This is a genomic window from Aquabacterium soli (assembly GCF_003933735.1).
In the GTDB taxonomy this organism is placed as follows: domain Bacteria; phylum Pseudomonadota; class Gammaproteobacteria; order Burkholderiales; family Burkholderiaceae_C; genus Aquabacterium; species Aquabacterium soli.
This window is the reverse complement of sequence record NZ_RSED01000003.1, coordinates 346,538-368,277: the sequence shown is the minus strand read 5'-3', so window position 1 is coordinate 368,277 and position 21,740 is coordinate 346,538. Positions and strand designations below refer to the sequence as shown.

The 21,740-nt window shown below is 65.0% G+C and carries 24 protein-coding genes; 13 read left to right on the top strand and 11 right to left on the bottom strand.

What is annotated here, in order from left to right:
- The first annotated feature begins 2 nt into the window (after window positions 1–2).
- Window positions 3–470 (top strand): MBL fold metallo-hydrolase, encoded by a 468-nt coding sequence (locus tag EIP75_RS05520; protein WP_125242218.1) that lies wholly within the window; start codon window positions 3–5, stop codon window positions 468–470.
- A gap of 101 nt (window positions 471–571) precedes the next feature.
- Window positions 572–1,150 (top strand): peroxiredoxin, encoded by a 579-nt coding sequence (locus EIP75_RS05515; RefSeq protein WP_125242217.1) that lies wholly within the window; start codon window positions 572–574, stop codon window positions 1,148–1,150.
- A 120-nt stretch (window positions 1,151–1,270) separates the two neighbouring features.
- On the opposite strand, the gene azu is transcribed toward EIP75_RS05515, so the two are convergent.
- A complete protein-coding gene (azu, locus tag EIP75_RS05510) occupies window positions 1,271–1,726 on the bottom strand; it encodes an azurin (RefSeq protein ID WP_125242216.1) in 456 nt (151 codons plus the stop codon).
- A gap of 201 nt (window positions 1,727–1,927) precedes the next feature.
- Here azu and EIP75_RS05505 point away from each other — a divergent pair, with 201 nt between their 5' ends.
- The 3 genes from EIP75_RS05505 to EIP75_RS05495 all read left to right on the top strand — a co-directional run bounded on the left by EIP75_RS05505 (window position 1,928) and on the right by EIP75_RS05495 (window position 4,901).
- Window positions 1,928–3,010 (top strand): MBL fold metallo-hydrolase, encoded by a 1,083-nt coding sequence (locus EIP75_RS05505; protein WP_199758505.1) that lies wholly within the window; start codon window positions 1,928–1,930, stop codon window positions 3,008–3,010.
- A 71-nt stretch (window positions 3,011–3,081) separates the two neighbouring features.
- Window positions 3,082–3,735: a peroxiredoxin gene (locus EIP75_RS05500; RefSeq protein WP_125242214.1), complete on the top strand. Its 654-nt coding sequence runs from the start codon at window positions 3,082–3,084 to the stop codon at window positions 3,733–3,735.
- Between the two features lie 308 nt (window positions 3,736–4,043).
- Window positions 4,044–4,901: a class I SAM-dependent methyltransferase gene (locus EIP75_RS05495; protein ID WP_125242213.1), complete on the top strand. Its 858-nt coding sequence runs from the start codon at window positions 4,044–4,046 to the stop codon at window positions 4,899–4,901.
- A gap of 18 nt (window positions 4,902–4,919) precedes the next feature.
- On the opposite strand, the gene alkB is transcribed toward EIP75_RS05495, so the two are convergent.
- Both alkB and EIP75_RS05485 read right to left on the bottom strand, forming a co-directional pair.
- Window positions 4,920–5,579, bottom strand: a complete 660-nt coding sequence (alkB, locus tag EIP75_RS05490) for a DNA oxidative demethylase AlkB (RefSeq protein WP_125242212.1) — start codon at window positions 5,577–5,579, stop codon at window positions 4,920–4,922.
- Window positions 5,580–5,596: 17 nt separating this feature from the next.
- Window positions 5,597–5,884 carry a putative quinol monooxygenase gene (locus EIP75_RS05485; RefSeq protein ID WP_125242211.1) on the bottom strand — a complete coding sequence of 96 codons (288 nt, stop codon included), beginning with the start codon at window positions 5,882–5,884 and terminating at the stop codon, window positions 5,597–5,599.
- 190 nt (window positions 5,885–6,074) lie between these two features.
- On the opposite strand from EIP75_RS05485, the gene EIP75_RS05480 reads away from it, so the two are divergent.
- Entirely contained in the window at window positions 6,075–7,259 is a 1,185-nt protein-coding gene (locus tag EIP75_RS05480; protein WP_125242210.1) for an acetyl-CoA C-acyltransferase, read from the top strand.
- 74 nt (window positions 7,260–7,333) lie between these two features.
- On the opposite strand, the gene EIP75_RS05475 is transcribed toward EIP75_RS05480, so the two are convergent.
- Genes EIP75_RS05475 through EIP75_RS05460 form a run of 4 tightly spaced genes read right to left on the bottom strand, consistent with a single transcriptional unit; the run spans window position 7,334 to window position 9,878 of the window.
- Window positions 7,334–7,852 (bottom strand): DUF2867 domain-containing protein, encoded by a 519-nt coding sequence (locus EIP75_RS05475; protein WP_125242209.1) that lies wholly within the window; start codon window positions 7,850–7,852, stop codon window positions 7,334–7,336.
- Between the two features lie 45 nt (window positions 7,853–7,897).
- Window positions 7,898–8,395: a hypothetical protein gene (locus EIP75_RS05470; protein WP_125242208.1), complete on the bottom strand. Its 498-nt coding sequence runs from the start codon at window positions 8,393–8,395 to the stop codon at window positions 7,898–7,900.
- A gap of 35 nt (window positions 8,396–8,430) precedes the next feature.
- Entirely contained in the window at window positions 8,431–9,219 is a 789-nt protein-coding gene (locus EIP75_RS05465) for a 2OG-Fe(II) oxygenase (protein ID WP_125242207.1), read from the bottom strand.
- Window positions 9,220–9,263: 44 nt separating this feature from the next.
- The gene (locus EIP75_RS05460; RefSeq protein ID WP_125242206.1) at window positions 9,264–9,878 is read right to left on the bottom strand and encodes a TetR/AcrR family transcriptional regulator; all 615 of its coding nucleotides are present in this window, start codon (window positions 9,876–9,878) and stop codon (window positions 9,264–9,266) included.
- Between the two features lie 89 nt (window positions 9,879–9,967).
- On the opposite strand from EIP75_RS05460, the gene EIP75_RS05455 reads away from it, so the two are divergent.
- On the top strand, window positions 9,968–11,182 hold the full coding sequence (locus EIP75_RS05455; protein ID WP_125242205.1) for an MFS transporter: 1,215 nt from the start codon (window positions 9,968–9,970) through the stop codon (window positions 11,180–11,182).
- A gap of 21 nt (window positions 11,183–11,203) precedes the next feature.
- Here the strand turns inward: EIP75_RS05455 and EIP75_RS05450 are convergent, their stop codons facing one another.
- Window positions 11,204–11,725, bottom strand: a complete 522-nt coding sequence (locus EIP75_RS05450; RefSeq protein ID WP_233584693.1) for a DUF6328 family protein — start codon at window positions 11,723–11,725, stop codon at window positions 11,204–11,206.
- Window positions 11,726–11,782: 57 nt separating this feature from the next.
- Window positions 11,783–12,838, bottom strand: a complete 1,056-nt coding sequence (locus EIP75_RS05445; protein ID WP_125242204.1) for a DUF72 domain-containing protein — start codon at window positions 12,836–12,838, stop codon at window positions 11,783–11,785.
- Between the two features lie 57 nt (window positions 12,839–12,895).
- Here EIP75_RS05445 and tadA point away from each other — a divergent pair, with 57 nt between their 5' ends.
- A complete protein-coding gene (gene tadA, locus EIP75_RS05440) occupies window positions 12,896–13,570 on the top strand; it encodes a tRNA adenosine(34) deaminase TadA (protein ID WP_125242203.1) in 675 nt (224 codons plus the stop codon).
- 22 nt (window positions 13,571–13,592) lie between these two features.
- On the opposite strand, the gene EIP75_RS05435 is transcribed toward tadA, so the two are convergent.
- Window positions 13,593–14,876: a sensor domain-containing phosphodiesterase gene (locus EIP75_RS05435; protein ID WP_158622748.1), complete on the bottom strand. Its 1,284-nt coding sequence runs from the start codon at window positions 14,874–14,876 to the stop codon at window positions 13,593–13,595.
- Window positions 14,877–15,127: 251 nt separating this feature from the next.
- On the bottom strand, window positions 15,128–16,816 hold the full coding sequence (locus tag EIP75_RS05430) for an electron transfer flavoprotein-ubiquinone oxidoreductase (RefSeq protein WP_125242201.1): 1,689 nt from the start codon (window positions 16,814–16,816) through the stop codon (window positions 15,128–15,130).
- Window positions 16,817–17,100: 284 nt separating this feature from the next.
- Between EIP75_RS05430 and EIP75_RS05425 the strand changes: the two genes are divergently transcribed.
- The 5 genes from EIP75_RS05425 (at window position 17,101) to EIP75_RS05405 (ending at window position 21,719) form a co-directional block, all read left to right on the top strand.
- On the top strand, window positions 17,101–17,886 hold the full coding sequence (locus EIP75_RS05425) for an SDR family oxidoreductase (protein ID WP_125242200.1): 786 nt from the start codon (window positions 17,101–17,103) through the stop codon (window positions 17,884–17,886).
- Between the two features lie 140 nt (window positions 17,887–18,026).
- Window positions 18,027–18,497 (top strand): acyl-CoA thioesterase, encoded by a 471-nt coding sequence (locus tag EIP75_RS05420; protein ID WP_125242199.1) that lies wholly within the window; start codon window positions 18,027–18,029, stop codon window positions 18,495–18,497.
- A gap of 176 nt (window positions 18,498–18,673) precedes the next feature.
- Window positions 18,674–19,381: a CoA transferase subunit A gene (locus EIP75_RS05415; RefSeq protein ID WP_125242198.1), complete on the top strand. Its 708-nt coding sequence runs from the start codon at window positions 18,674–18,676 to the stop codon at window positions 19,379–19,381.
- A 2-nt stretch (window positions 19,382–19,383) separates the two neighbouring features.
- Entirely contained in the window at window positions 19,384–20,022 is a 639-nt protein-coding gene (locus EIP75_RS05410; RefSeq protein ID WP_125242197.1) for a CoA transferase subunit B, read from the top strand.
- A gap of 104 nt (window positions 20,023–20,126) precedes the next feature.
- Window positions 20,127–21,719, top strand: coding sequence for a DNA recombination protein RmuC (locus tag EIP75_RS05405; RefSeq protein ID WP_125242196.1), 1,593 nt, complete (start codon window positions 20,127–20,129; stop codon window positions 21,717–21,719).
- The last annotated feature ends 21 nt before the right edge of the window (window positions 21,720–21,740 follow it).

Here is a 21,740-nt window from a genome sequence, read left to right as displayed (position 1 = left end):
CCATGCTTCGTCACCCCGGAACGGCTCTCTTCATCGCGTTGTCAGGGCTTTTGCCTGCCATCAGCCATGCGCAGCAGGCCCCTGACTTCAGCAAGATCAAGAGCAGCCGCCTGGGCGAGGATCTCTACACGCTGGAGGGCCAGGGCGGCACCATCAGTGTGTTGATCGGGCCAGAGAGCGTTCTGCTCGTGGACGCGCAGTTCGCGCCGTTGGCAGACAAGCTCCATGCCGCCATCAGGAAGCTGTCGGATCAACCCATCCGCTACCTGATCAACACCCATGTGCATGGTGATCACACGGGTGGTAACGAGAACTTCGCCAAGCTGGGCGCGACGCCGCATTTCACCAAGCACGATGTGCTGGCCCTGGGCGATGACTACCGGTCCGTCGGCTACCCGCTGGTGGATCTGAACAATGGTGGCAGCCTGAAAGGTCTGCTGGAAGGTCATCGCGGCCAAGCCCACGGCTGAGTTCGATGCCCAGGTGCCGCAGGCCTGGCAATCTGCCGAGCGCTTCATCAGGTGGCTGTACGCCGAACTGAAACCCCCCGTTGATTGACCGAGGTTTGAACATGAAAAAAATCTTGACCACAGCCGCGCTGGCTGGCTTGGGCGTGTCGTCAGCGCTGGCCGAGTTGAAGGAAGGTGATGTGGCCCCCTCGTTCACGACGCAGGCCTCCTTCGCTGGCAAGGCATTCACATATGCACTGAAGGACCAGCTCAGGAAGGGCCCGGTGGTGGTGTATTTCTACCCGACCGCGTTCGGCGGTGGCTGTTCCATCCAGGCCCATGCGTTCGCCCAGAACTTTGAGCGCTTTGCCGCCGCAGGTGCCAGCATCGTGGGAGTGTCTCTCGACGACATCGGGCGGCTCAATGCGTTCTCTGCAGATCCGCAGTACTGCGCCAGCAAGTTCCCTGTGGCCTCGGATGTCGACGGCCGTATCGCCCGGTCTTTCGATCTGGATGTGAATGAGTCGACAAGAGGGCGCAAGGACAAGCGTGGCGTGGTCGTCGACCACGGATCGGTGGCCCGTACCACGTTCATCCTCAACAAGGGCGGGCAGGTGATTGCCACAGTGGGTGGGGTGGCGCCGTTGGCCAATGTAGAGGCAGCCCTGGCTGCGGTGCAGAAGGTGGCTGCTGCCCAATAGCCCACCGTGTTGGCACTTCGTTCCGATGCTGATCCGCCCCAGGGCTGATCAAACTGCCGTACGGGTACACGTGAAGAAGCCGGATCGGACCCGGCCTTTCTGCTTGCCAGGCGATGCGCCCTATTTGGCCAACGCCAGCGTGCCCTTCATGATGGTCGAATGCCCCGGGAACGAGCAGAACCAGGCATAGCTCTCGCCGGCCTTGAGCTTGGCGACATCGAAGCTCACGGCATCGCTTTCGCCGCCGCCGATGATCTTCGTGTGCGCGATCACGCGTGTGTCGCCGGGCTTCACATAGGACTTGTCCAGGCCTGCGGCGATGCCGTCGTTGGCCACGGCCTGCGCATCGGCGGCCTTGCTCAGCACCCAGTTGTGGCCCATGGCGGCCTTGGGCAGCTTGCCGGCGTGCCTGAGTTTGACGGTGAACTGCTTGCAGCTGGCCGGCACCGCGATGCTGGTCTTGTTGAACTGCATGGCATCGCTGCCTTCGATGTCGACGTTGCAGGTGGCGGCCAGCGTGGGGCCTGCCAGCAAGGCGGTGAGCAGGGCGGCGGCAGCGGTGGTCATCTTCATCATTCGTTCCTTCTGGGAGCAGTGTGGTCAGTTCGACTGTCCCCACTGTGCAAGCAGGGCTCCCAGGCGGGCTTGTGATTGATCAAAGGCTGGATGGATTGAGGGTGGTGTTCGTGACCTCGCACGGGCGATGGGCTATGCTGGTTCGAAGCCGCGCACTTCTGTTCACCCATGCGGCATGTGGAGGGCTCGATGGTCGGCGACTTGATCTTTCGGCAGCTGTTCGATGCCACGTCATCGACCTACACCTACCTGCTGGGCTGTCCCGCGACCCGGCAGGCGGTGATCATCGACACGGTGTTCGAGCAGCACCTGCGCGATCTGGCCCTGATCGACGAGCTGGGCCTGCAGTTGGTTGCCGTGCTGGACACCCATTGCCATGCAGACCACGTCACGGGCGCCTGGCTGATGCAGCAGGCCACCGGGTGCCGCATCGGCATCTCCGGCCGGTATGGCACAGACCTGCAGGGCGCCGACCTGCTGCTGGACCATGGCGACCGCGTCGTCTTCGGCCAGCGGCATCTGGAAGTCCGGGCCACCCCGGGGCACACGGATGGCTGCATCACCTACCTGAGCGATGACCACCGCATGGCCTTCACGGGCGACAGCCTGCTGATCCGCGGTGCTGGGCGTTGCGATTTTCAGTCGGGACATGCCAGCACGCTCTACCAGTCCATTACCCAGCAGCTCTTCAGCCTGCCAGCCGACTGCCTGATCTTTCCCGCACACGACTACAGCGGCCGCACCGTGTCCAGCATCGCTGAAGAACGTGCGCACAACCCGCGCATCGGAGGCCAGGCGGATGAGCGTGATTTCGTCGGCTTCATGGACAACCTGCACCTGCCGCACCCCAAGAAGCTGGACGTGGCCGTGCCGGCCAACATGCGCTGTGGCCGGCCGGAGGATGGCAAGGAACCCGTGCTGGCCGACTGGGGCCCGGTGCGCCAGACCTATGCCGGGCTGCTCGAGATCGATCCCGAATGGGTGTCGGAGCATCGGGCTGGTGTGCTGCTGCTCGATGTCCGCCAGGAAGGCGAGGTGGACGAACGCCTGGGGTGCATCGAGGGTGCGCAACTGCTGCCCCTGAACGAATTGAAGGACCGCCTGGGCGAGGTCCCGCAAGACAAGCCGGTGGTTGCCGTGTGCCATGCCGGCACGCGCTCCGGCCAGGCCACGGTCATCCTGCGCGAGGGTGGTTTCAAGCGTGTGGCCAACCTGCGCGGCGGCATGTTGATGTGGCATCAACTCGGGCTGCCGGTGGAGCGCACGTCACATCCCTCCGCCTGAGAGGACTACTCGGGCGCGCGATCATCGTCTGGCACACTCGCAAAATTCTGACATTCCCGGAGTTCAGCACCATGGCACTGCGCATCAACGACATCGTTCCTGATTTCTCGGCCGACACCGACCAGGGGCCCATCAAGTTCCACGACTGGATCGGCTCTGGCTGGGCCATCCTGTTCTCCCACCCCAAGGATTTCACGCCGGTGTGCACCACCGAATTCGGCGCCGTGGCCCAGCTGGAGGCCGAATGGGCCAAGCGCGGCACCAAGGTGATCGGCGTGTCTGTCGACGGTGTGGAAGCGCACAAGAAGTGGAAGGGCGACATCGAGACCGTGGCCGGCTGCCCCGCCGGTTTCCCCATCATCGCCGACGAAGGGCTGGCCGTGTCCAAGGCCTTCGACATGCTGCCCGCCGAAGCCTATCTCCCCGATGGCCGCACCGCCAACGACACGGCCACCGTGCGCTCAGTCTTCATCATTGGCCCGGACAAGAAGCTCAAGCTGGCCATGACCTATCCGATGTCGGTGGGCCGCAACTTTGCCGAAGTGCTGCGCGCACTCGACGCCCTGCAGCTGACCTTCAACGTGCCGCTGGCCACGCCGGCCAACTGGGCGGTCGGCCAGGACGTGGTCGTCGCGCTGTCGCTCAATGACGACCAGGCCCGCGAGAAGTACGGTGCCATCGACGTCAAGCTGCCTTATCTGCGCACGACCAAAGCGCCGAAGTGAAGGGCAGGGGATGAGCGCTCAGGTTGCAGCTTCGAGCGCGCCCAGTTGCCCCACCAGTTCATCAACCCGGATTCGGCCTTCTGAAGGGATCTGGCCAGGCGCTGATCACCGAACTTGTCGTACTCAAGGGCCGCTGTCCATGCGGGCGTGATGCTGATGCAGCCGAAGGCCGCAGCAGCACTCAAATCCTTCCCGCTGGACGTGCTCCCCCAGCGCATCCAGGAAATGCTGGGACGCTGAGCCCTGGCTTTGCCTTGATTTCGAGGGCGGCCTGCCCGATGATGACCCTCAAAACGAGGAGACATCGCATGCCGTCTGTCAGAGCCAGGGCGCATACCACCCAGGTTGATCCACGCCGTCACTACGAGGCCTTGGCAGCCGTGCCATCCACGCTGCGCATCCCGCTGGCAGCGCGTGCGTTCGGTGACGCCATGTTTCCAGATGTGGCTGTTGGCGATGCCTTCGCCGCGTCGATGATGCAGGCCCTGGACGACGACGGCCGCACATGGCTGGAGGACAAGGCTTGCGTGTACGGGGTGCTGGTGCGCACCCAGCGCTTCCGCGAGGTGGCGCAGCAGTTCCTGGCTTTGCAGCCTGGAGGCCTGGTGGCTAACCTGGGCTGCGGGCTGTCCCACTACTTCCAGTGGCTGGACAACGGCTGTGCACGCATGATCGATGCAGACCTGCCCGAGGTGCTGTCGATCCGTGACCATCTGCTGCCGCCGGCCTCGGCTCGCCATCGCCAGGTGGCGCTCGATCTTCGTTCTCCCGGTTGGTGGTCGGATCTCGGCCTGCCTGACCGCCAGGGCGCACCGGTCTGCCTGATGAGCGAGGGCGTGCTGATGTACCTGCAGCCGGGGCAGGTAGAGGCCCTGCTTCAAACCTTTGGCGAGCACGCGCCGCCGGGGTCGGTGCTTGTTTTCGACGCGCTGTCCTGGATCACGGTGGGCCATGCCCGCATGCACCCGCTGGTGCGGCTGACCGAGGCGGAGTTCACGTGGGGGCCGCGCAGCCTGGCCGAGTTCAGCAGGCCCCATCCCCGTTTGAGGCTGGATGCAGTGCACCAGGTGATGGAAGGGTTCAGCACCGTGCACTCCTTTGCCGACAGCACCTTCCGTTTCCTCACGGGGGTGCCGTTCTACGCGGTCTATGTGGTGCGGGTCTGAGACGCGGTGAGCCGTGTTTCAGGCGCCCGCACGGCGGAACGTGAGGTTCAGCCGCACAGAGCCCAGGCGCGGGTGAGGATGATCCTTGAGCGGCGCGATGCCATGAAAGCGCAGCCGGTCCACGCCGCCCCACACCACCACATCGCCGTGCTCCAGCAGGATGCGCCTGGGACGCTCGGCCCGGGTAAGCCCGCCGAACAGGAAGGTGGCCGGCATGCCCAGCGACACCGACACGATCGGGTGCTTGTAGTCCTGCTCGTCGCGGTCCTGGTGCAGGGACAGGCGCGTGCCCGGCGTGTAGCGGTTGACCAGGCAGGCGTCGGGTTCGAAGATGCCGAACCCGGCTTCTTTCGCCGCTTGCTGGGCCAGGCGCCGGAACACCGCGGGCATTGGCGGCCACGGCAGCCCGGAGGCGGGATCCTCTGGGCTGTAGCGGTAGCCCCGTCGATCGGACACCCAGCCCAGCGGGCCGCAATTGGTCATCGCCACCGACATGGTGGCGCCGCCCGGTGTGACCAGGTGGCGAAAGGGCGCCTGCGCAGCAACGGCGTCGAACGCATCGATCAGCGCGGCGGCATGCGGCAAGGCCTGGCCGTGCAGCACGCATGCCTGCTCCCCCAGCCATTCGATGTGGCCGGGCTGGGCGCCGGGCGCGTCGTCGAACAGCGGCAGGGTCATGCGATGCGGCTCGCGGCTCAGCTCGTCGCGCCGACCAGCCGCTTGAGTTCGGGCGCACCGTCCAGGAAGGCGCCGAGCTGGCGGCCGATCTGCCGGTAGTGGTCCGATTTCATGTGCGCGTCGATGGCCTCGGCGTTGTCGTAGTACTCGACGAACACATAGGTGCTGGCGTCGGCAGTCCTCCAGAGCGTATAGCCACGGCATCCCGGCTCCTGGCGGGATTGTTCGACCAGGCCGTTGGCCACGGCTTCAAACTCGGCCTGAACGCCATCCTTGATCTTGAGGGTTGCGACTATTCCATGCATCGTTTCGTCCTTTCAAGTGAGTAACCGTGACTATGGCAGATCGCTTTTCGCCCTGCAGGCATCGGTGTCCGCTTCGATGGGGTGTGCAACCCTGCTCTGCGCATGTTGGCGAGCGCGCCGCGCGGTTTGTGAATACAGTGTCTGCTGCTCGCTGAGCAACAACGATCCCCTTGCGAAAAGGACTTTCAAAATGCGTGAAGCCGTCATCGTCTCAACCGCCCGCACCCCCATCGGCCGGGCCTTCCGTGGTGCATTCAATGACACCAAGTCGCCCACCCTGATGGGCCATGCGATCAAGCATGCCGTGGAGCGATCGGGCCTGGAGGGCGAGGTCTTCGAAGACGCGGTGATCGGCGCGGTGCTGACCGCCGGCACGGCCGGTGGCAACCTGGCCCGCACCGCGGTATTCGCGGCGGGCCTGCCTGTCACGGTGTCCGGTCAGACGCTGGACCGCCAGTGTTCATCGGGCCTGATGGCCATCGCGACGGCAGCCAAGCAGATCACCTTCGACGGCATGGAAGCCTGCATTGCCGGAGGTCAGGAGAACATTTCCGCCGTGCAGAACGAGTACTTCGCGTGGGTGGGCAAGGAGGCCGATCCCAACGTGATCGCGAAAGTGCCCCATGCCTACATGCCGATGCTGTACACAGCCGAGAACGTGGCCAAGAAATTCGGCATCTCGCGTGAGGCGCAGGACCGCTATGCCTTCGAGTCGCAGCGGCGCACGGCGCTCGCACAAGCTGAAGGTCGGCTGTCTGCCGAGATCGCCGCCATCCAGACGCGGATGAAGATCGTCGACAAGGCCACCGGTGAAGTGAGCTACCGCGATGTCAACCTGACGCAGGACGAAGGCAACCGCGCCGACACGACCTACGAAGGCCTGTCGCAGCTGAAGGCGGTGATCGAGGGCGGCTGCGTCACCGCGGGCAATGCGAGCCAGCTCTCTGATGGCGCTTCGGCCTGCGTGATCACGGAAGCCAAGTTCGCCGAGCGCCGCGGCCTGCAGCCCCTGGGCATCTACCGTGGCATGGCGGTGGCCGGCTGCCTTCCTGAGGAAATGGGCATCGGGCCGATCTATGCCATCCCCAAGCTGCTCAAGCAGCATGGCCTGAAGGTGCAGGACATCGGCCTGTGGGAGCTCAACGAAGCCTTCGCCTGCCAGGTGCTGTATTGCCGTGACCAGCTCGGCATCGATCCGGAGATCTACAACGTCAATGGCGGCGCCATCTCGATCGGCCACCCCTATGGCATGACGGGCGCACGCCAGGTCGGGCATGCGCTGATCGAAGGCAAGCGCCGCGGCGTGAAGTACGTGGTGGTGTCGATGTGCGTGGGCGGCGGCATGGGCGCCGCGGGGCTGTTCGAGGTCGTCTGACCTGCCGCATCGACTGAGGACGAAGACGCCGGTTCGGACAACGCGGGCCGGCGTTTTTTCATGTGTTCAACGTTTCACCGCGATGGCAACGCAAGCCTGGACACCGTCGCCGGTGCGATCACGCGGTGCGCTGGCGCGACGAAGAACATGTACACGCGCCCCAGGGTGTTGTGCACATGGACCACCGTCGAGACCGAGACGGTGGTGCCACCCGGCTTCTCCTGCTTTGCGACGGAGAGCTTGACGTCCAGGTGCTTGTCGGTCTCCCCCAGAATGACTTCATGCTCGTGCACTTCAAGCAACTTGAAGATGCCGGCTTGATCACCAATGCGGTAGGCCTGAACCGGCTTGCTGCTGTCAACACCGCTCAACGCGCCCACATTCTTGAGGCCCAACTGGCCCACGATTCGGTTGCGCAACGTCATCAGCGCATCGATCCACCCAGGTGTGCGGGACACGACACTCAGGTAGAGCTCCAGCGGGCTTCTCGAATCGGGCGGCAGCTCGATGGCGTAGCAGTTAAAGAAATAGGCGGTGGGCAGACTGGCCTGCAGCGAGCTGAATGACGGTATGTCAGTGGCGGTGGCGGGCATGGCGGCAGATGTCCAGCAGGTTGGTGGCTGCTCTTGCAGCGTCATTCAAAGGGCAGCCAGCGCGGCATCCCACTTCTGCACACTCAGCGGCACTGTATCAAAGTGGATGTGCAGAAGTGATTGTGCGCTCACGGTCAAACCATTCTTCTTGAACTTCATCTTCACCAGCACCTCGGCCGCGCGTTCGCCCTTGACATGCAGGGTGGAAGCAAAGAATGCGCACCTGTCATCGGCGTAGACAATGCGCGTGTCGATGCGCACCACACTGAACACCGGGATGGGCCGGAAGAACCGCACGGTCTGGCCGATGTTCACGAATCTGGCGCCGCCTTGGAGGATCCCGAACAGGCGACCGACTTGAAGCAGGTAGTCCATCTGCGCCGGCTCGACCAGCTGCAGGTACTTGTCGCTCTTGAGGATCCGCAGGCCCACATCAAAGGGCGTGACCAGGAAGCGTGCACTCGTCGTGTCACCCGGCGCGCGGCGGCCATGGGCCAGCAGGCCGAGCATGAACGCGATGATGTTGCGGAACAGTCCGGCCATTCAACGTCCCCGTGTGTGTGGATACCGATGGCATCTTACGCAGCATCGTGGAAGATGATGCCCAAGGTGTGGCGGTGCCCGTAGCGCACGCGGCTGACCCCATGGCGTGACTGCACGCGGTAACTGCCGCGCGTGCCTTGCACCGGCCGGTGGTGCACCGCGAACACCACGGCATCGCCTTGCTTCAGCGGGACCACCTCCACTCGCGATTGCATGCGGGGGCGCTGCTCGGTCATCACGAACTCGCCGCCGGTGAAATCGCGGCCGGGCGCAGACAGCAGGACGGCGACCTGGATGGGAAACACGTGATCGCCGTACAGATCCTGGTGCAAACAGTTGTGGTCACCGGTCTCGTACGACAGCAACAGCGGCGTGGGGCGTGCCTGCCCGGCCGCGTGGCAGCGTTCTATGAACGCCGCATGGCGGGCGGGGTAGCGGACATCCAGGCCCATGCGTTCGTTCCAGTGATTGGCCAGCGGCACCAGGTGGGGGTAGAGCGCGGTGCGCAGGCCCTGGATCAACGAGGGCAGGGGATAGGCGAAGTACTTGTATTCGCCTTGCCCGAAGCCATGGCGCTGCATCACCACGCGGCTTCGAAAGGGCTCGTCCTGAGGGTAGAGCGCAGACAGGTGCTCGCACTCGTCCACCATGAGCAGGCCGGGCAGCATGGCGCAGCCCTGGTCGCTCAACTCGGCGTGCAGCCTGGGCCAGTCATATGGCTTGAGTCGTTCAAGCGTGTCAGCGCCAGGCGACTGCCCAGTTGCGCGCTCCTGGGGCAAGGCAGAGGCAGCTGTCGAGGCATCGGGAAACAAGGGCAGGCTCATGCAGGGTGGGCTTGTGGCGTCATCATTCGGGATGACAGCGTGCCTCAAACCTGCACGGCACGCTCGCCGTTTTCGGCTGTGGTGTTGGGCAGGCATTCGGCCAGCCGGGCACGCAGCCAGACGGCATCGGGGGCAGTGGGGCCGAACAGCAATTTGTAGATGATCGGGGCCACGATGCCGTCCATCAGCTTGTCCACGGTGGGAATGCCGGCTTCGCCACGCGCCCGCCCGCGCGCCAGGATGATGTCGATCTGGGCGGCGGTGAACTCGGCGCAACGGCAGGGCAGGGGCACACCGTTGGTGGAGACGCCCGCGGCGAGCACATCGCGCATCATCGCCAGGCCTACTTCTGACGACATCTCGTCCAGGTACTGCTCGCTCCAGGTCAGCATGTCGGTGGCCACACTGCCGGTGTCCGCAGGTTCTCCATCAGGGCGCAAGCGCTCCAGTGCCACATCGGCGAACAGTTCGGCAATGTCGCCCCAACGGCGGTAGATGGTCGATGGCGTGACCCCCGCCCGTGAGGCGATCAAAGGCACGGTCAAGGCTTCTCGCCCATGTTCGTTCAGCAGTTGGCGTGTGGCCTCGTGCACCGACGCTTGTACCCGGGCGCTGCGGCCCCCGGGGCGAGGTGCGGATTTGCTGGGATTCAACGACATGCCGAAGATGTTAAAGCAAAAAAATTGCTTTAGTGAGTCGAGATCGGCACAATGCATAAACGCAAAGAATTTGCTTTTGTGGAGCCTTCATGTCCGTCCCCCTTCCTGCATCTACTGCTGATGCCTGGCCAGTGCAGCAGCCGGGGCGTCTGACCCCGCCCCAGGGCTTCTGGCTGCTCGGATCGCTGGTGGTGAGCTTTCTGGCGGCTTCAAGTGCGCCGTCTCCGCTGTATGGGCTCTACCGTGAAACGTTCGGCTTCTCGGCCTTGACCTTGACGCTGGTGTTCTCGGTCTATGCGTTCGCGCTTCTCGGAGGGCTGCTGGTGCTCGGCGCCCTGTCCGACTACCGTGGCCGCCGTCCGGTGCTGCTGGCGGCGTTGCTGCTGGAACTGGGCTCACTGGTGTTGTTCCTGTGTGCGGATTCGGTGGCCTGGTTGCTGGCCGCCCGGCTGCTGCAAGGGTTGGCCACTGGCATCGCCAGTGCGGTGCTGGGCGCTGCACTGCTTGATTTCCAGCGTGAGCGCGGTGCGTTGGTGAACAGTGTGGCCCCGATGTTCGGCATGGCGTTCGGCGCGCTGGGAGCCAGCGCGCTCGTGCAGTTTGCGCAAGTGCCTACCCGGCTGGTGTTCGAGGTCGCACTGATCATCGTCGGCCTTCAGACCTGGGCGGCCTTCTACCTGCCTGAGACCGTGACCCGGCGCCCCGGCGCGTGGCGCTCGTTGCGACCGCGGCTGGCGGTGCCCGAGGCCGCGCGTGAAACGCTGTGGCTGATCGCACCTCTCAACACCGCGCAATGGGCGCTGGGGGGCCTCTACCTGTCGCTGGGGCCGACCCTGGCGCGCAGCGTGATCGGCAGCGCCACGCCTTTGCTGGGTGGCGCCTTGATCGCCACCCTGGTGCTCAGTGGTGCTGTGGGGATCCTGTGGTTGCGCCATCATCCTGCCCATATGGTCAGGGCGGCCGCTGCGGGGGCCTTGTGTTTGGGCATGCTGCTGACGCTGGGCGGCATCCACTTCCATGTTGCTGCCGCCTTCTTCCTGGGCACCGTGGTGGCTGGCCTGGGATTCGGGGCGGGTTTCAACGCTTCTGTCAGGAGCCTGGTACCCCTTGCCCAGCCGCATGAACGCGGCGCCTTGATGGCCAGCTTCCTCGTGATCAGCTATCTGGCTTTCAGCCTGCCGGCATTGGCCGCGGGGCTGGCGGTGGGCCATGTCGGCATCGAAGCTGCCTCGTTGGGATATGGCCTCGCGCTGATCCTGATCAGCGGCTCGGCTGCCTGGCGCATGCGCAAAAGCCTGGCGTGATCGGTGCGGCCGTGCTGCGGCTCAATCGCCGCTGTGGCCTGGGCGATCGCTCCAGGTGCCTGGCAGCAGCCACCAGAAGAGCGTCAACAGGGCGGCCACACCGGCTGCCGCCACCGTGCCAATGAGGATGGAGTCCATCGCCCTGGTCAGCACGAACTGTGCGGCCAGCACCAGTGCGAGTGAAATTGCCCCACAGCCCAGCAGGATCTGCTTGCTCGCGCGGTGCTTGAACTTCACGCGGTCCAGCAGGGGGCGCACCAGGCGATGTTGCACCGCCGGCGCGCTCAGCAGCACCAGGCCCGTGACGGAGAGCATGAAGGTGGCCAGGAACACGTGCCGCTCGATGACGGCCAGATCGGAGAATCCAGGCATGAACGGCACGGTGATCAGGAATGCTGTCAGCAACTGGGCTGTTGGAAGCACCACCCGCAACTCTCCCAGCATGTCGGTCAGATCACCGTCCTCGCGCGTGCCCTCCTCGATCCTGGGGACCACGCGGGGCTTGAAAGTACGGGGCGAGGATGTTCGGGCTTCTTCGGACATGGCTTCCACGCAGACATTGGGATGACGCCCTTTGGCAATTGACGTGCCCGGTCTGAGCTAGGCTGGGTAGACAATGGCCTGCGCCATGGCCTGGATGGACAGCGGGGCGCATCCTTCTGCGTTGTTGCTGATGGTCACGAAGGCGCTCTGGCCGTGGGCGGTCGTGGCGCGTATCACCTTGGCCAGTGCATGCCGGGTGTCGCTGTCTGGATCGGCCAGCGCATGGAACGGCGCATAGATCTTTTCGGCCTCGGCGTATCCGAAGGGGCCATGCTTTCTGTGCAGGTGCCATCGGCACACCAGGGGACCAGGCCACAGCCTGCGCAGCAGGGGCAATTGCCGCTCGATGGGCGGCAGTTTGGGATGCAGGCTCAGGCAGTAGGTGGCGCCCATGCGCTTGAGCAGTTCAGCAAACTCCGGCGTGATGAACTGCGGGTCGCGAACTTCGATGGCGATCACGGCATCTGGCGCTTCAGGGGCCAACCTTGGCAAGGCCTTGATCATGTCGTCCAGGCGGGCCCATACCTCTGGAAGCCTGTTCAGCCACTGCGGCGGCAAGGGGCTGAGCTGGAAAAGCAGCACGCCGAGCTTGCGGCCCAGCCCATCGAGCACGGGCTGAACATATTCCTGCACCGCCAATGTCGGATCCAGGAAGACCGGATTGAGCTGCATGCCACGGCCGTCTTCGCCGCGCACCAGGGCATCGGTGACCAGGCTGGGCGCTTTCACGATGAAGCGGAAGTCGTCGGGCACCTGTGCGGCGTACCGTGCGTATTGGGCGGCGGTGAGCGGCCTGTAGAACGAGCGGTCCAGGCTGACCGTGCGCAGCAGCGGATGCTCGGTGTAGGCTGCCAAGCCGTGCTTCGATAGGGCCGGCTCAGAGAATTCACCGTCCCACAGCAGGCCCGACCAGCCGGGGTAGGTCCACGACGACGTGCCCAGCCTCAGGCCTCGGGGCAGGGCCGTGCCCAGATGCTGGATTTCGGGCGTCTGCGCCGCGGGCCTGACGCCGCTCAGCGGGCGCTTGCGTGGCCCCTCGGTACGGGGCTGGGGGACGGCTTCCTGGGCGCCTGAGGGCTCGGTGGGATCCTGCTGGAACAGGTCGTCTTGCATGCTCGCCTTTGTACCTGCTTTTCACGCGCAAGCGATAATCCAGCGCAGAGCTTCGCTATGGAGACCGGTCAATCGCATGGTGGAAGACCACAGCAAGCAGGTTCAGCAGAACATCGACAGCCAGACCCCGTGACCGCTTCCTCACTTCCCATCACCCCCGCCGACGAACACGCCATGCGCATCGCGCTGGACCAGGCCCAGAATGCCTGGCTGGCCGGCGAGGTGCCCGTGGGCGCGGTCATCATGCGCGAGGGGCAGGTCATCGCCACCGGCTACAACCGGCCCATCACCACGCACGATCCCACGGCGCACGCCGAGATCGTGGCCCTGCGCCATGCCTCGCAACTGCTGGAGAACTACCGCCTGCCCGATTGCGACCTGTATGTGACGCTGGAGCCCTGCGCCATGTGTGCCATGGCCTTGATGCATGCCCGGTTCAGGCGGGTGGTGTTCGCAGCGCACGATCCCAAGACCGGCGTGGCGGGTTCGGTGATCGACCTGTTCGGGAACACCCAGCTCAACCACCACACGCAGATCGTGGGTGGCGTGCTGGCAGAGGCCAGCAGCCAGCTGCTCAAGCAGTTCTTCGCGGAGCGTCGGGCCCAGATCAGGGCCGAGCGGGATGCCGCGCGGGCGTTGCTGGCCGTTGGCCAGACGGGTGTGGACACGGCTGCCATGGATGCAGAGCCGATCCCCGTCGGCCTGGTGATCGAGGACCCCGACCTGCGTTGAGCCTGCGGCGGGGGCAGCGACGTCAGGCCAGCGCCGAGTCCTCGTTCTCGAGCAGGTCTCCGCACAGCACCTGGATCTGCTCTTGCCCGTCCACCATGCGCCTGAAGGCCATGGACACGGTCACGCAGATGCGGTTGCCATGGATGGTGCGGTAGGGGCGCGTGACCTGCACCTGCCCGATCGCCTGCATGGCACGGCGAAAGTAGGGCCGGCGCGCCCAGGTGGCGCCGGTGCAGTCGTTCAGAGGTTCGTAGCCCAGGACATCAGGGCTGCTGTACTGCGGCGGCAGCACATGGGTGCCCACCTGGAAACCGTGGTCGTCCAGCAGGTAGCAGACCTCGGCCTGCGGCAGGCTCAGGAAGCTCTGACAGGCCTCCTCCAGGGTGTGCCCTTGCGAAAGCGTGAACGCACCATGCCCGATGGCGTTGTAGTACGCGGCAATGCGGGCCTTCTGCTGCTGGCGTTGGCGCAGCGCGGTGTTCAGCAGCAACTGGTGCAACTCGGAGAGCTTCTGCAGGGCCGGCCCGCCCGTCTCGGGCAAGGGCTGGGGGCGGCAGAAGTGGTAGCCCTGCACCATGTCGACGTCGGCTTCCAGTGCCAGCAGGGCCTCGTCGACGGTTTCCACGCCCTCCATCAACACCAGGGCCCCGCATTCGTGCAGCAAGGACACCATCTGCATCACCACGCGCCGCTCACGCGTATTGGCGGCCGCGCGGGCGACCAGGCTGCGGTCCAGCTTGACGATGTCGGGGCGCAGTTGCCAGACCCGGTCGAAGTTGGAGTGGCCGGCGCCGAAGTCGTCCAGCGCGATCAGGAAACCGATCTCGCGGGCCCGCTCCACGGCGGCAGTGAGTTCCCCGGCATCCTGGAATGCACTTTCCAGCACCTCCAGGACCACGGTGGACGCTGGCAGATTGAATCGGTCGAGGGCCTCGGCGAGGTGCCTGGGCGTGGCCTCGCTCGTGAGCTTGAGCATGGTCTCCGGCAGCGTGTTGAGGAACAGCCACTGCCGTGCCGGCCGGTTCGCGGCAAAGTTGGCCATGTGCAGCAGGCCTGTCAGGTTGTCGATCCAGACGCGGTCTTCGGAACTGGTGGCCGTGGCGAAGTACTCGGGCGGAGGCACCGGCTTGTGCTCGGCGTCCGTGGCCCGCAGCAGGGCTTCATGGCCCACGGCCCGGCAATGCGACAGGCTGTAGATGGGCTGGAAGGCCGATTTCAGGATGTGGCCGCCCTCATGGGCAGTCGTGACGCTGCCTTCTTGCTTGAGGCAGCTGAGCAGCGCTTGTAGATCGTTCGTTCGGGTCAACACGCAATACCTTGACTGCCCTGGCCTTGTGCGACCGCACACCTGGCGTGGCATCGACCCTTTATCGACCTGAAAAGCTGAAACTGAAACGGGGTTCCCACATTTGTGTCAGGGCAGCCCGAAATGTGAACGCAATCATTCAGCGATGGACGGCTGTTGCCTCATTCATGATCGCTGCGTGCGTCATGGCAGGTCCAGACGACATGGGAATAAAAAAGGCAGCTTGCGCTGCCTTGAGGGAGAGGTTCAGGTCACATGCCCGAATAGTTGGGGCCGCCGCCACCTTCCGGCGTGACCCACACGATGTTCTGGGTGGGATCCTTGATGTCGCAGGTCTTGCAGTGCACGCAGTTCTGCGCGTTGATCTGCAGGCGGTCGGTGTTGTCGTCGTTCTTCACGAACTCGTAGACACCGGCCGGGCAGTAGCGGCTTTCGGGGCCGGCGTACTTGGCCAGGTTGATGTTCACGGGCACCGAGGCGTCCTTGAGCGTCAGGTGGGCCGGTTGCTGCTCTTCATGGTTGGTGTTGGAGACGAACACCGAACTCAGGCGGTCGAAGGTGAACTTGCCGTCGGGCTTGGGGTAGTCGATCTTGGCGCACTCGGCCGCGGGCTTGAGACGGCCATGGTCGGTCACCGGGTTCTTGATCTTCCAGGGGGGCGACTTGAAGCCCAGGCGCGGCAGCAGCCAGTGCTCGATGCCGGTCATCAGCATGCCCACGTACATGCCCTTCTTGAACCAGGGCTTGAAGTTGCCGGCGGCTTCCAGTTCGTCGTGCAGCCAGCTCTTCTCGAACGCGGCGGGGTAGGCGCTCAGTTCGTCGAACTGGCGGCCGGCGGTCACGGCCTCGAAGGCCGCTTCGGCGCACAGCATGCCGGTCTTGATGGCGGCGTGGCTGCCCTTGATGCGCGAAGCGTTCAGGAAGCCGGCGTCACAGCCGATCAGCGCGCCGCCCGGGAACACGGTCTTGGGCAGGCTGGGAATCATGCCGTTGTTGATGGCGCGGGCGCCGTAGCTCAGGCGCTTGCCGCCTTCGAGGTACTGCTTGATGGTGGGGTGCAGCTTCCAGCGCTGCATTTCTTCGAACGGGCTCAGCCAGGGGTTCTGGTAGTCCAGGCCGACCACGAAGCCCAGGGTGATCTTGTTGTCTTCGAGGTGGTAGAGGAAGCCGCCACCGAAGGTGTCCTTGTCCATCGGCCAGCCGGCCGTGTGCACCACCAGGCCGGGCTTGGCCTTGGCCGGGTCGATCTCCCACAGCTCCTTGATGCCGATGCCGAAGCTCTGCGGCGCCTTGCCGTCGGCCAGCTTGAACTTTTCGATCAGACGCTTGCCCAGGTGGCCGCGCGCGCCTTCGGCGAACACGGTGTACTTGGCCAGCAGTTCCATGCCCAGCTGGAAGTTCTCGGTGGGCTCGCCCTGCTTGTTGATGCCCAGGTTGCCGGTGGCCACGCCCTTGACGGAGCCGTCGTCGTTGTAGAGCACTTCAGCCGCGGCGAAGCCGGGGAAGATCTCCACGCCGAGGTTCTCGGCCTGCTGCGCCAGCCAACGCACCACGTTGCCCAGGCTGATCACATAGGCGCCTTCGTTGTGGAAGTTGTTGGGGATCAGTGCGTTGGGCGTCTTGAAGCCGCCGGTCTCGTTCGTCAGGAACCACACTTCGTCAGAGGTGACGGGCTGGTTCAGCGGCGCGCCGAGTTCCTTCCAGTTGGGGAAGAGCTCGGTGATGGCCTTCGGGTCCATCACGGCGCCGGACAGGATGTGCGCGCCGGGCTCGGAACCCTTTTCGAGCACGCAGACGGAGATTTCCTTGCCGGCCTTTTCAGCCAGTTGCTTCAGACGGATGGCGGTGGCCAGGCCACCCGGGCCGGCACCGACGATCACCACGTCATATTCCATCGACTCACGGGGGCCGAACTGCTCAAGGATTTCCTGGGGCGTCATCGTGTGGTTTCCTTCGGGGAAAGGGGACTTGTTCGCGCGCGGATTCGCGCAGGGCATGCAGATGCAAAACCCGGCATTGTAATTCGCCGTTCATGGGGGGGACGACCGCATTCTGGCAGAAAAAAGCACGACCGTTCGAAAATGTGGTCGCCCTGTATGGGCATGCGCCGGACCACGGTGTCAATCAAGGCATCAGACCCTGCTTGCAAACCCTTCTATGCTGGGTGCCGCGCGGCCTTCGTGCTAAGGTTTCCGAGCTACACCCCTGATGGAAAGAAGAACACATGAGCTACAACATCGACCTGTCCGGCCGCGTCGCCCTGATCACCGGTGCCTCCAGCGGTCTGGGCAAGCAATTCGCACTGACCCTGGCCCAAGCGGGCGCCGCCGTGGTGCTGGCGGGCCGCCGCGTCGAGAACCTCAAGACCCTGCGTGCCGAGATCGAGGCTGGCGGCGGTGACGCCCACGTGGTGGGCCTGGACGTGACCGACGTGAACAGCATCCGCGCCGCCGTCGCCCATGCCGAGACCGAGGTCGGCTCCATCGACATCCTGATCAACAACTCCGGCGTGAGCAGCACCGAGCGCCTGGTGGACGTGACGGAAGAAAACTACGACTACGTGTTCGACACCAACACGCGCGGCGCCTTCTTCGTGGCGCAGGCCGTGGCCAAGCGCATGCTGGCGCGCGCCAAGGGCTCGGCCCCGGGCACCTTCACGGGCGGGCGCATCGTCAACATCGCCTCGGCGGCCGGGCTGCGCACCATGCCGCAGATCGGCGTGTACTGCATGAGCAAGGCGGCTGTGGTCCACATGACCAAGGTGATGGCGGCCGAATGGGGCCGCTTCGGCATCACGACCAATGCCGTGTGTCCTGGCTACATCGACACAGAGATCAACCACCACCACTGGGCCACCGAAGGCGGCCAGAAGCTGATCGACATGTTGCCGCGCAAGCGCGTGGGCCAGCCCAAGGACCTGGACGCCCTGGTGGTGATGCTGTGCTCCGCGCAGAGCGATTTCATCAACGGCGCGGTCATCTCGGCCGATGACGGGATGGCCGCAGGCTGATCCAGGCAGCGGCTTCAGGCACGTCGGCGGGGCAGCAAAGGCCCTGCCTGCGGCCTTGATTTGCAGCTGCATGCCTCCATGTGCCGGGCAGTTCACCGTTTCAACGGCGGCGCCTTTCCAGGGCTCGCCTGTACAAGCCTATGCGATTCGAAATCCCTGATCACAAGCTGCTGGTCCACGAGGTGCCCCTGCCCATCCTGTGGGGCGACATGGACAGTCTGGGCCACGTCAACAACACCCTGTACTTCCGGTACATGGAGCAGGCCCGCGTGTCGTGGATCGCGGCCATCAATGGCCAGGTCAACTCGGCCGATGAGGGCCCGGTCATCGCCAACACCTTCTGCAACTTCTACCGCCCCCTGGTGTTCCCGGGCAACCTGGTGGTCAAGCTCTATGTGGCCAACCCCGGCCGCACCAGCATCGACACCTATGTGAGCATCGAGCGGGCCGACGATCCCGGCAACGTGTATGCAGCAGGCGGTGCCACCCTGGTGTGGGTGAGCATGAAGGACGGCCGACCGCTGCCGCTTCCCAGCTTCCTGAGGGCGCTGGAAGGACAGCCGCCGAAGCTGCCGGGCAGTGAGGCACCGCCCGCCCTGCCGGAAAAATGACAGCGGCTGACGCGGCCTGCGCCCAGCGGCAGTCCCGATACAACGCCATGGTGATGCCATGGCGTTTTTTCGTCTGGCGCGCTGGATTTTTGCCCGGCACCCGGTGTACGCTGTGATTGTTGCGGTGCAGCACCAGCCGCGCCGCGCACCTCCCCGTGACCCCAAGGAGTGATTGGATGAACAAGGTCTACCCCGACGCCGCCAGTGCGCTGGCGGGCGTCGTCAAAGACGGACAGTTGATGGCGGTGGGCGGCTTCGGCCTCTGCGGCATCCCCGAGGCCCTGATCGACGCGCTGCAGGCCAGCGGCGTCAAGGACCTCACCGTGATCTCTAACAACGCTGGCGTGGACGGCTTCGGCCTGGGCAAGCTGCTCAACACGCGCCAGATCAAGAAGATGATCTCCAGCTACGTGGGCGAGAACAAGGAGTTCGAGCGCCAGTACCTGGCCAATGAGCTGGAACTGGAGTTCACGCCCCAGGGCACGCTGGCCGAGAAGCTGCGTGCCGGTGGCGCGGGCATCCCAGCCTTCTTCACCAAGACAGGCGTGGGCACCATCGTGGCCGAGGGCAAGGAGACGCGCGAGTTCGATGGCGAGGTCTACGTGATGGAAAAGGCCTTGCTGCCCGAGGTGTCCCTGGTCAAGGCCTACAAGGCCGACAAGAGCGGCAACCTGGTGTTCCGCCGCACGGCGCGCAACTTCAACCCGGCCGCGGCCATGGCCGGCAAGGTCACGATCGTCGAGGTGGAGCAGGTGCTGGAGATCGGCGAGATCGACCCCGATGACGTGCACCTGCCCGGCATCTACGTGCACCGCATCGTCGTGAATGCGAACCCCGAGAAGCGCATCGAGAAGCGCACCCTCACCGAGAAAGCAGGAGCCTGAGCATGCCGTGGACACATGACCAGATGGCCGCCAAGGCCGCATCCGAACTGCAAGACGGTTTCTACGTGAACCTGGGCATCGGCCTGCCCACGCTGGTGGCCAACCATGTCAGCCCCGACATCGACGTGTGGCTGCAAAGCGAGAACGGCATGCTGGGCATCGGCCCGTTCCCCACCGAAGACCAGGTGGATGCCGACCTGATCAACGCGGGCAAGCAGACCGTGACCACGCTGCCGGGTTCATCGATCTTCGGCTCGCACGACAGCTTCGCGATGATCCGCGGCGGCAAAATCAACCTGTCCATCCTGGGCGCCATGCAGGTGTCCAACGAGGGTGATCTGGCCAACTGGATGATCCCGGGCAAGATGGTCAAGGGCATGGGCGGCGCGATGGACCTGGTGGCCGGCGTCAAGCGCGTGATCGTGCTGATGGAGCACGTGGCCAAGAAGAAGGACGGCACCGAGGACTTGAAGATCCTGCCCAAGTGCACCTTGCCGCTCACGGGCGTGGGTGTGGTCGATCGCATCATCACCGACCTGGCCGTGATGGACGTGACCCCCGAAGGCCTGAAGGTGGTCGAGCTGGCCCCGGGCGTGAGCCGCGAGGAGCTTCAGGCCAAAACGGGTGTGCCGTTGCACTGAGCGCGCGCGTCGGCAGAGATCAAGGCCCCGGCAGGTAGCGGGGCCTTTGTGTTTGTGGCGGCCGCAGGCAGGTCTGGCGGGTGTGCGCCTGCGACAATCACGGCATGAACAACGGATCCCTCTTCAACGCGCTGCTGCTGATGGTGGCGCTGGTCAACCTGGTGCTGCTGGTGGTGTTATGGCGCAAGGCCGCTGCCGGAGCAGATGCCACTGCGCAGGCCGCCGACGCCGTGCGCCTGGCCGAAGCCCTGCGCCCAGCGCATGAGGCGCTGCGCACGGCCCTGCACCAGGACATCCGCCGCGATGTGACGCAGGACGTGGTGCGCGAGGTGCGCAACGACCTGGCCCAGGGCCTGAGCGGCACCCGCCAGGAGCTGACCGCGGCCATGGGCCAGTTCCAGCAGGCTTTGCTGAACCAGCAGGGCGACGTAACGCGCACCCAGAACGAACAGCTCGACAGCTTCCGCACGCAACTGGCCGCCATGCAGCAAGGGCTGGCCGACACGCTGCGCGACACCACCCACCAGCAGGGCCTGCAGAGCACCGCCTTGCGCGAGGCCCAGACCGGGGCGCTGACCAGATTCAACGAGGTGCAGGAGGCATCGATGCGCCGCGTGAGCGACGGCCTGGCCGAAAGCCTGCGCCTGCTCTCCGAAGGCAATGATCGAAAGCTGACCGAGGTGCGGCAGACGGTCGAAACCCGCCTGCAGGCCTTGCAGGCCGACAACGAGAAGAAGCTGGAGCAGATGCGCCAGACGGTGGACGAGAAGCTGCATGCCACCCTGGAAGCGCGCCTGGGCGAGAGCTTCAAGCAGGTTGCCGAGCGGCTTGAGCAGGTGCACAAGGGCCTGGGCGAGATGCAGCGCCTGGCCAGCGACGTGGGCTCGCTCAACCGCGTGCTGAGCAATGTCAAGACGCGCGGCATCTTCGGCGAGGTGCAGTTGGCCGGCTTGCTGGAGCAGGTGTTCACGCCCGAGCAGTACGCCGTCAACGTCGAAACGGTGCCGGGTACCGGCGCACGCGTCGAGTTCGCCATCCGGCTGCCGGGGCAGGGCGGGCCGGGGTCGGCGCCGCTGTGGCTGCCCATCGACGCCAAGTTCCCGCGCGAGGATTACGAGCGCCTGCTGGAAGCCCAGGACCGTGCCGATGTGCCCGCCATCGAGACGGCCGCCAAGGCCATCGAGATGCGCCTGCGCCTGGAGGCCCGCACCATCCGCGACAAGTACGTCTCGCCGCCGCACACTTCCGATTTCGCCATCCTGTTCGTGCCCACCGAGGGCCTCTATGCCGAGGCGCTGCGCCGCCCGGGCCTGGTCGAATCGCTGCAGCGTGAGTACCGCGTGATGCTGGCCGGCCCCACCACCTTGCTGGCCACGCTCAACAGCCTGCAGATGGGTTTCCGCACCCTGGCGCTGGAGAAGCGATCGTCCGAGGTGTGGCAGGTGCTGGGCGCGGTCAAGACCGAGTTCGCCAAGTTCGGCGATGTGCTGGCCAGGACGCGCAAGAAGCTGGACGAGGCCAGCAACACCATTTCAAGCGTCGAGACGCGAACCCGTGTGATGGGTCGCGCGCTCAAGCAGGTGGAGGCCATGCCAGAGAGCCAGGCACAGGCGCTGTTGCCTGGCGAGGCCACTGACAACATCGCGGAAGTCGAGCCTGATCCGGCCTTGCCGAGTTCGACCGGGTCGCTGCTGTAAACCGCTCTGGCCGCGGCGTTC

Bases quoted from the DNA above. Each gene is read 5' to 3' on its own strand.
- EIP75_RS05455 (WP_125242205.1), top strand. From the start codon at position 9,968: ATGTCCGTCCCCCTTCCTGCATCTACTGCTGATGCCTGGCCAGTGCAG.
- EIP75_RS05405 (WP_125242196.1), top strand. From the start codon at position 20,127: ATGAACAACGGATCCCTCTTCAACGCGCTGCTGCTGATGGTGGCGCTG.
- alkB (WP_125242212.1), bottom strand. From the start codon at position 5,579: ATGACCCTGCCGCTGTTCGACGACGCGCCCGGCGCCCAGCCCGGCCAC.
- EIP75_RS05520 (WP_125242218.1), top strand. From the start codon at position 3: ATGCTTCGTCACCCCGGAACGGCTCTCTTCATCGCGTTGTCAGGGCTT.
- EIP75_RS05475 (WP_125242209.1), bottom strand. From the start codon at position 7,852: ATGCCCGCCACCGCCACTGACATACCGTCATTCAGCTCGCTGCAGGCC.
- EIP75_RS05445 (WP_125242204.1), bottom strand. From the start codon at position 12,838: ATGCAAGACGACCTGTTCCAGCAGGATCCCACCGAGCCCTCAGGCGCC.
- EIP75_RS05430 (WP_125242201.1), bottom strand. From the start codon at position 16,816: ATGACGCCCCAGGAAATCCTTGAGCAGTTCGGCCCCCGTGAGTCGATG.
- EIP75_RS05420 (WP_125242199.1), top strand. From the start codon at position 18,027: ATGCGATTCGAAATCCCTGATCACAAGCTGCTGGTCCACGAGGTGCCC.
- EIP75_RS05495 (WP_125242213.1), top strand. From the start codon at position 4,044: ATGCCGTCTGTCAGAGCCAGGGCGCATACCACCCAGGTTGATCCACGC.
- EIP75_RS05410 (WP_125242197.1), top strand. From the start codon at position 19,384: ATGCCGTGGACACATGACCAGATGGCCGCCAAGGCCGCATCCGAACTG.
- EIP75_RS05500 (WP_125242214.1), top strand. From the start codon at position 3,082: ATGGCACTGCGCATCAACGACATCGTTCCTGATTTCTCGGCCGACACC.
- EIP75_RS05450 (WP_233584693.1), bottom strand. From the start codon at position 11,725: ATGTCCGAAGAAGCCCGAACATCCTCGCCCCGTACTTTCAAGCCCCGC.
- EIP75_RS05460 (WP_125242206.1), bottom strand. From the start codon at position 9,878: ATGTCGTTGAATCCCAGCAAATCCGCACCTCGCCCCGGGGGCCGCAGC.
- EIP75_RS05470 (WP_125242208.1), bottom strand. From the start codon at position 8,395: ATGGCCGGACTGTTCCGCAACATCATCGCGTTCATGCTCGGCCTGCTG.
- EIP75_RS05465 (WP_125242207.1), bottom strand. From the start codon at position 9,219: ATGAGCCTGCCCTTGTTTCCCGATGCCTCGACAGCTGCCTCTGCCTTG.
- EIP75_RS05425 (WP_125242200.1), top strand. From the start codon at position 17,101: ATGAGCTACAACATCGACCTGTCCGGCCGCGTCGCCCTGATCACCGGT.
- EIP75_RS05485 (WP_125242211.1), bottom strand. From the start codon at position 5,884: ATGCATGGAATAGTCGCAACCCTCAAGATCAAGGATGGCGTTCAGGCC.
- azu (WP_125242216.1), bottom strand. From the start codon at position 1,726: ATGATGAAGATGACCACCGCTGCCGCCGCCCTGCTCACCGCCTTGCTG.
- tadA (WP_125242203.1), top strand. From the start codon at position 12,896: ATGGAGACCGGTCAATCGCATGGTGGAAGACCACAGCAAGCAGGTTCA.
- EIP75_RS05415 (WP_125242198.1), top strand. From the start codon at position 18,674: ATGAACAAGGTCTACCCCGACGCCGCCAGTGCGCTGGCGGGCGTCGTC.
- EIP75_RS05515 (WP_125242217.1), top strand. From the start codon at position 572: ATGAAAAAAATCTTGACCACAGCCGCGCTGGCTGGCTTGGGCGTGTCG.
- EIP75_RS05480 (WP_125242210.1), top strand. From the start codon at position 6,075: ATGCGTGAAGCCGTCATCGTCTCAACCGCCCGCACCCCCATCGGCCGG.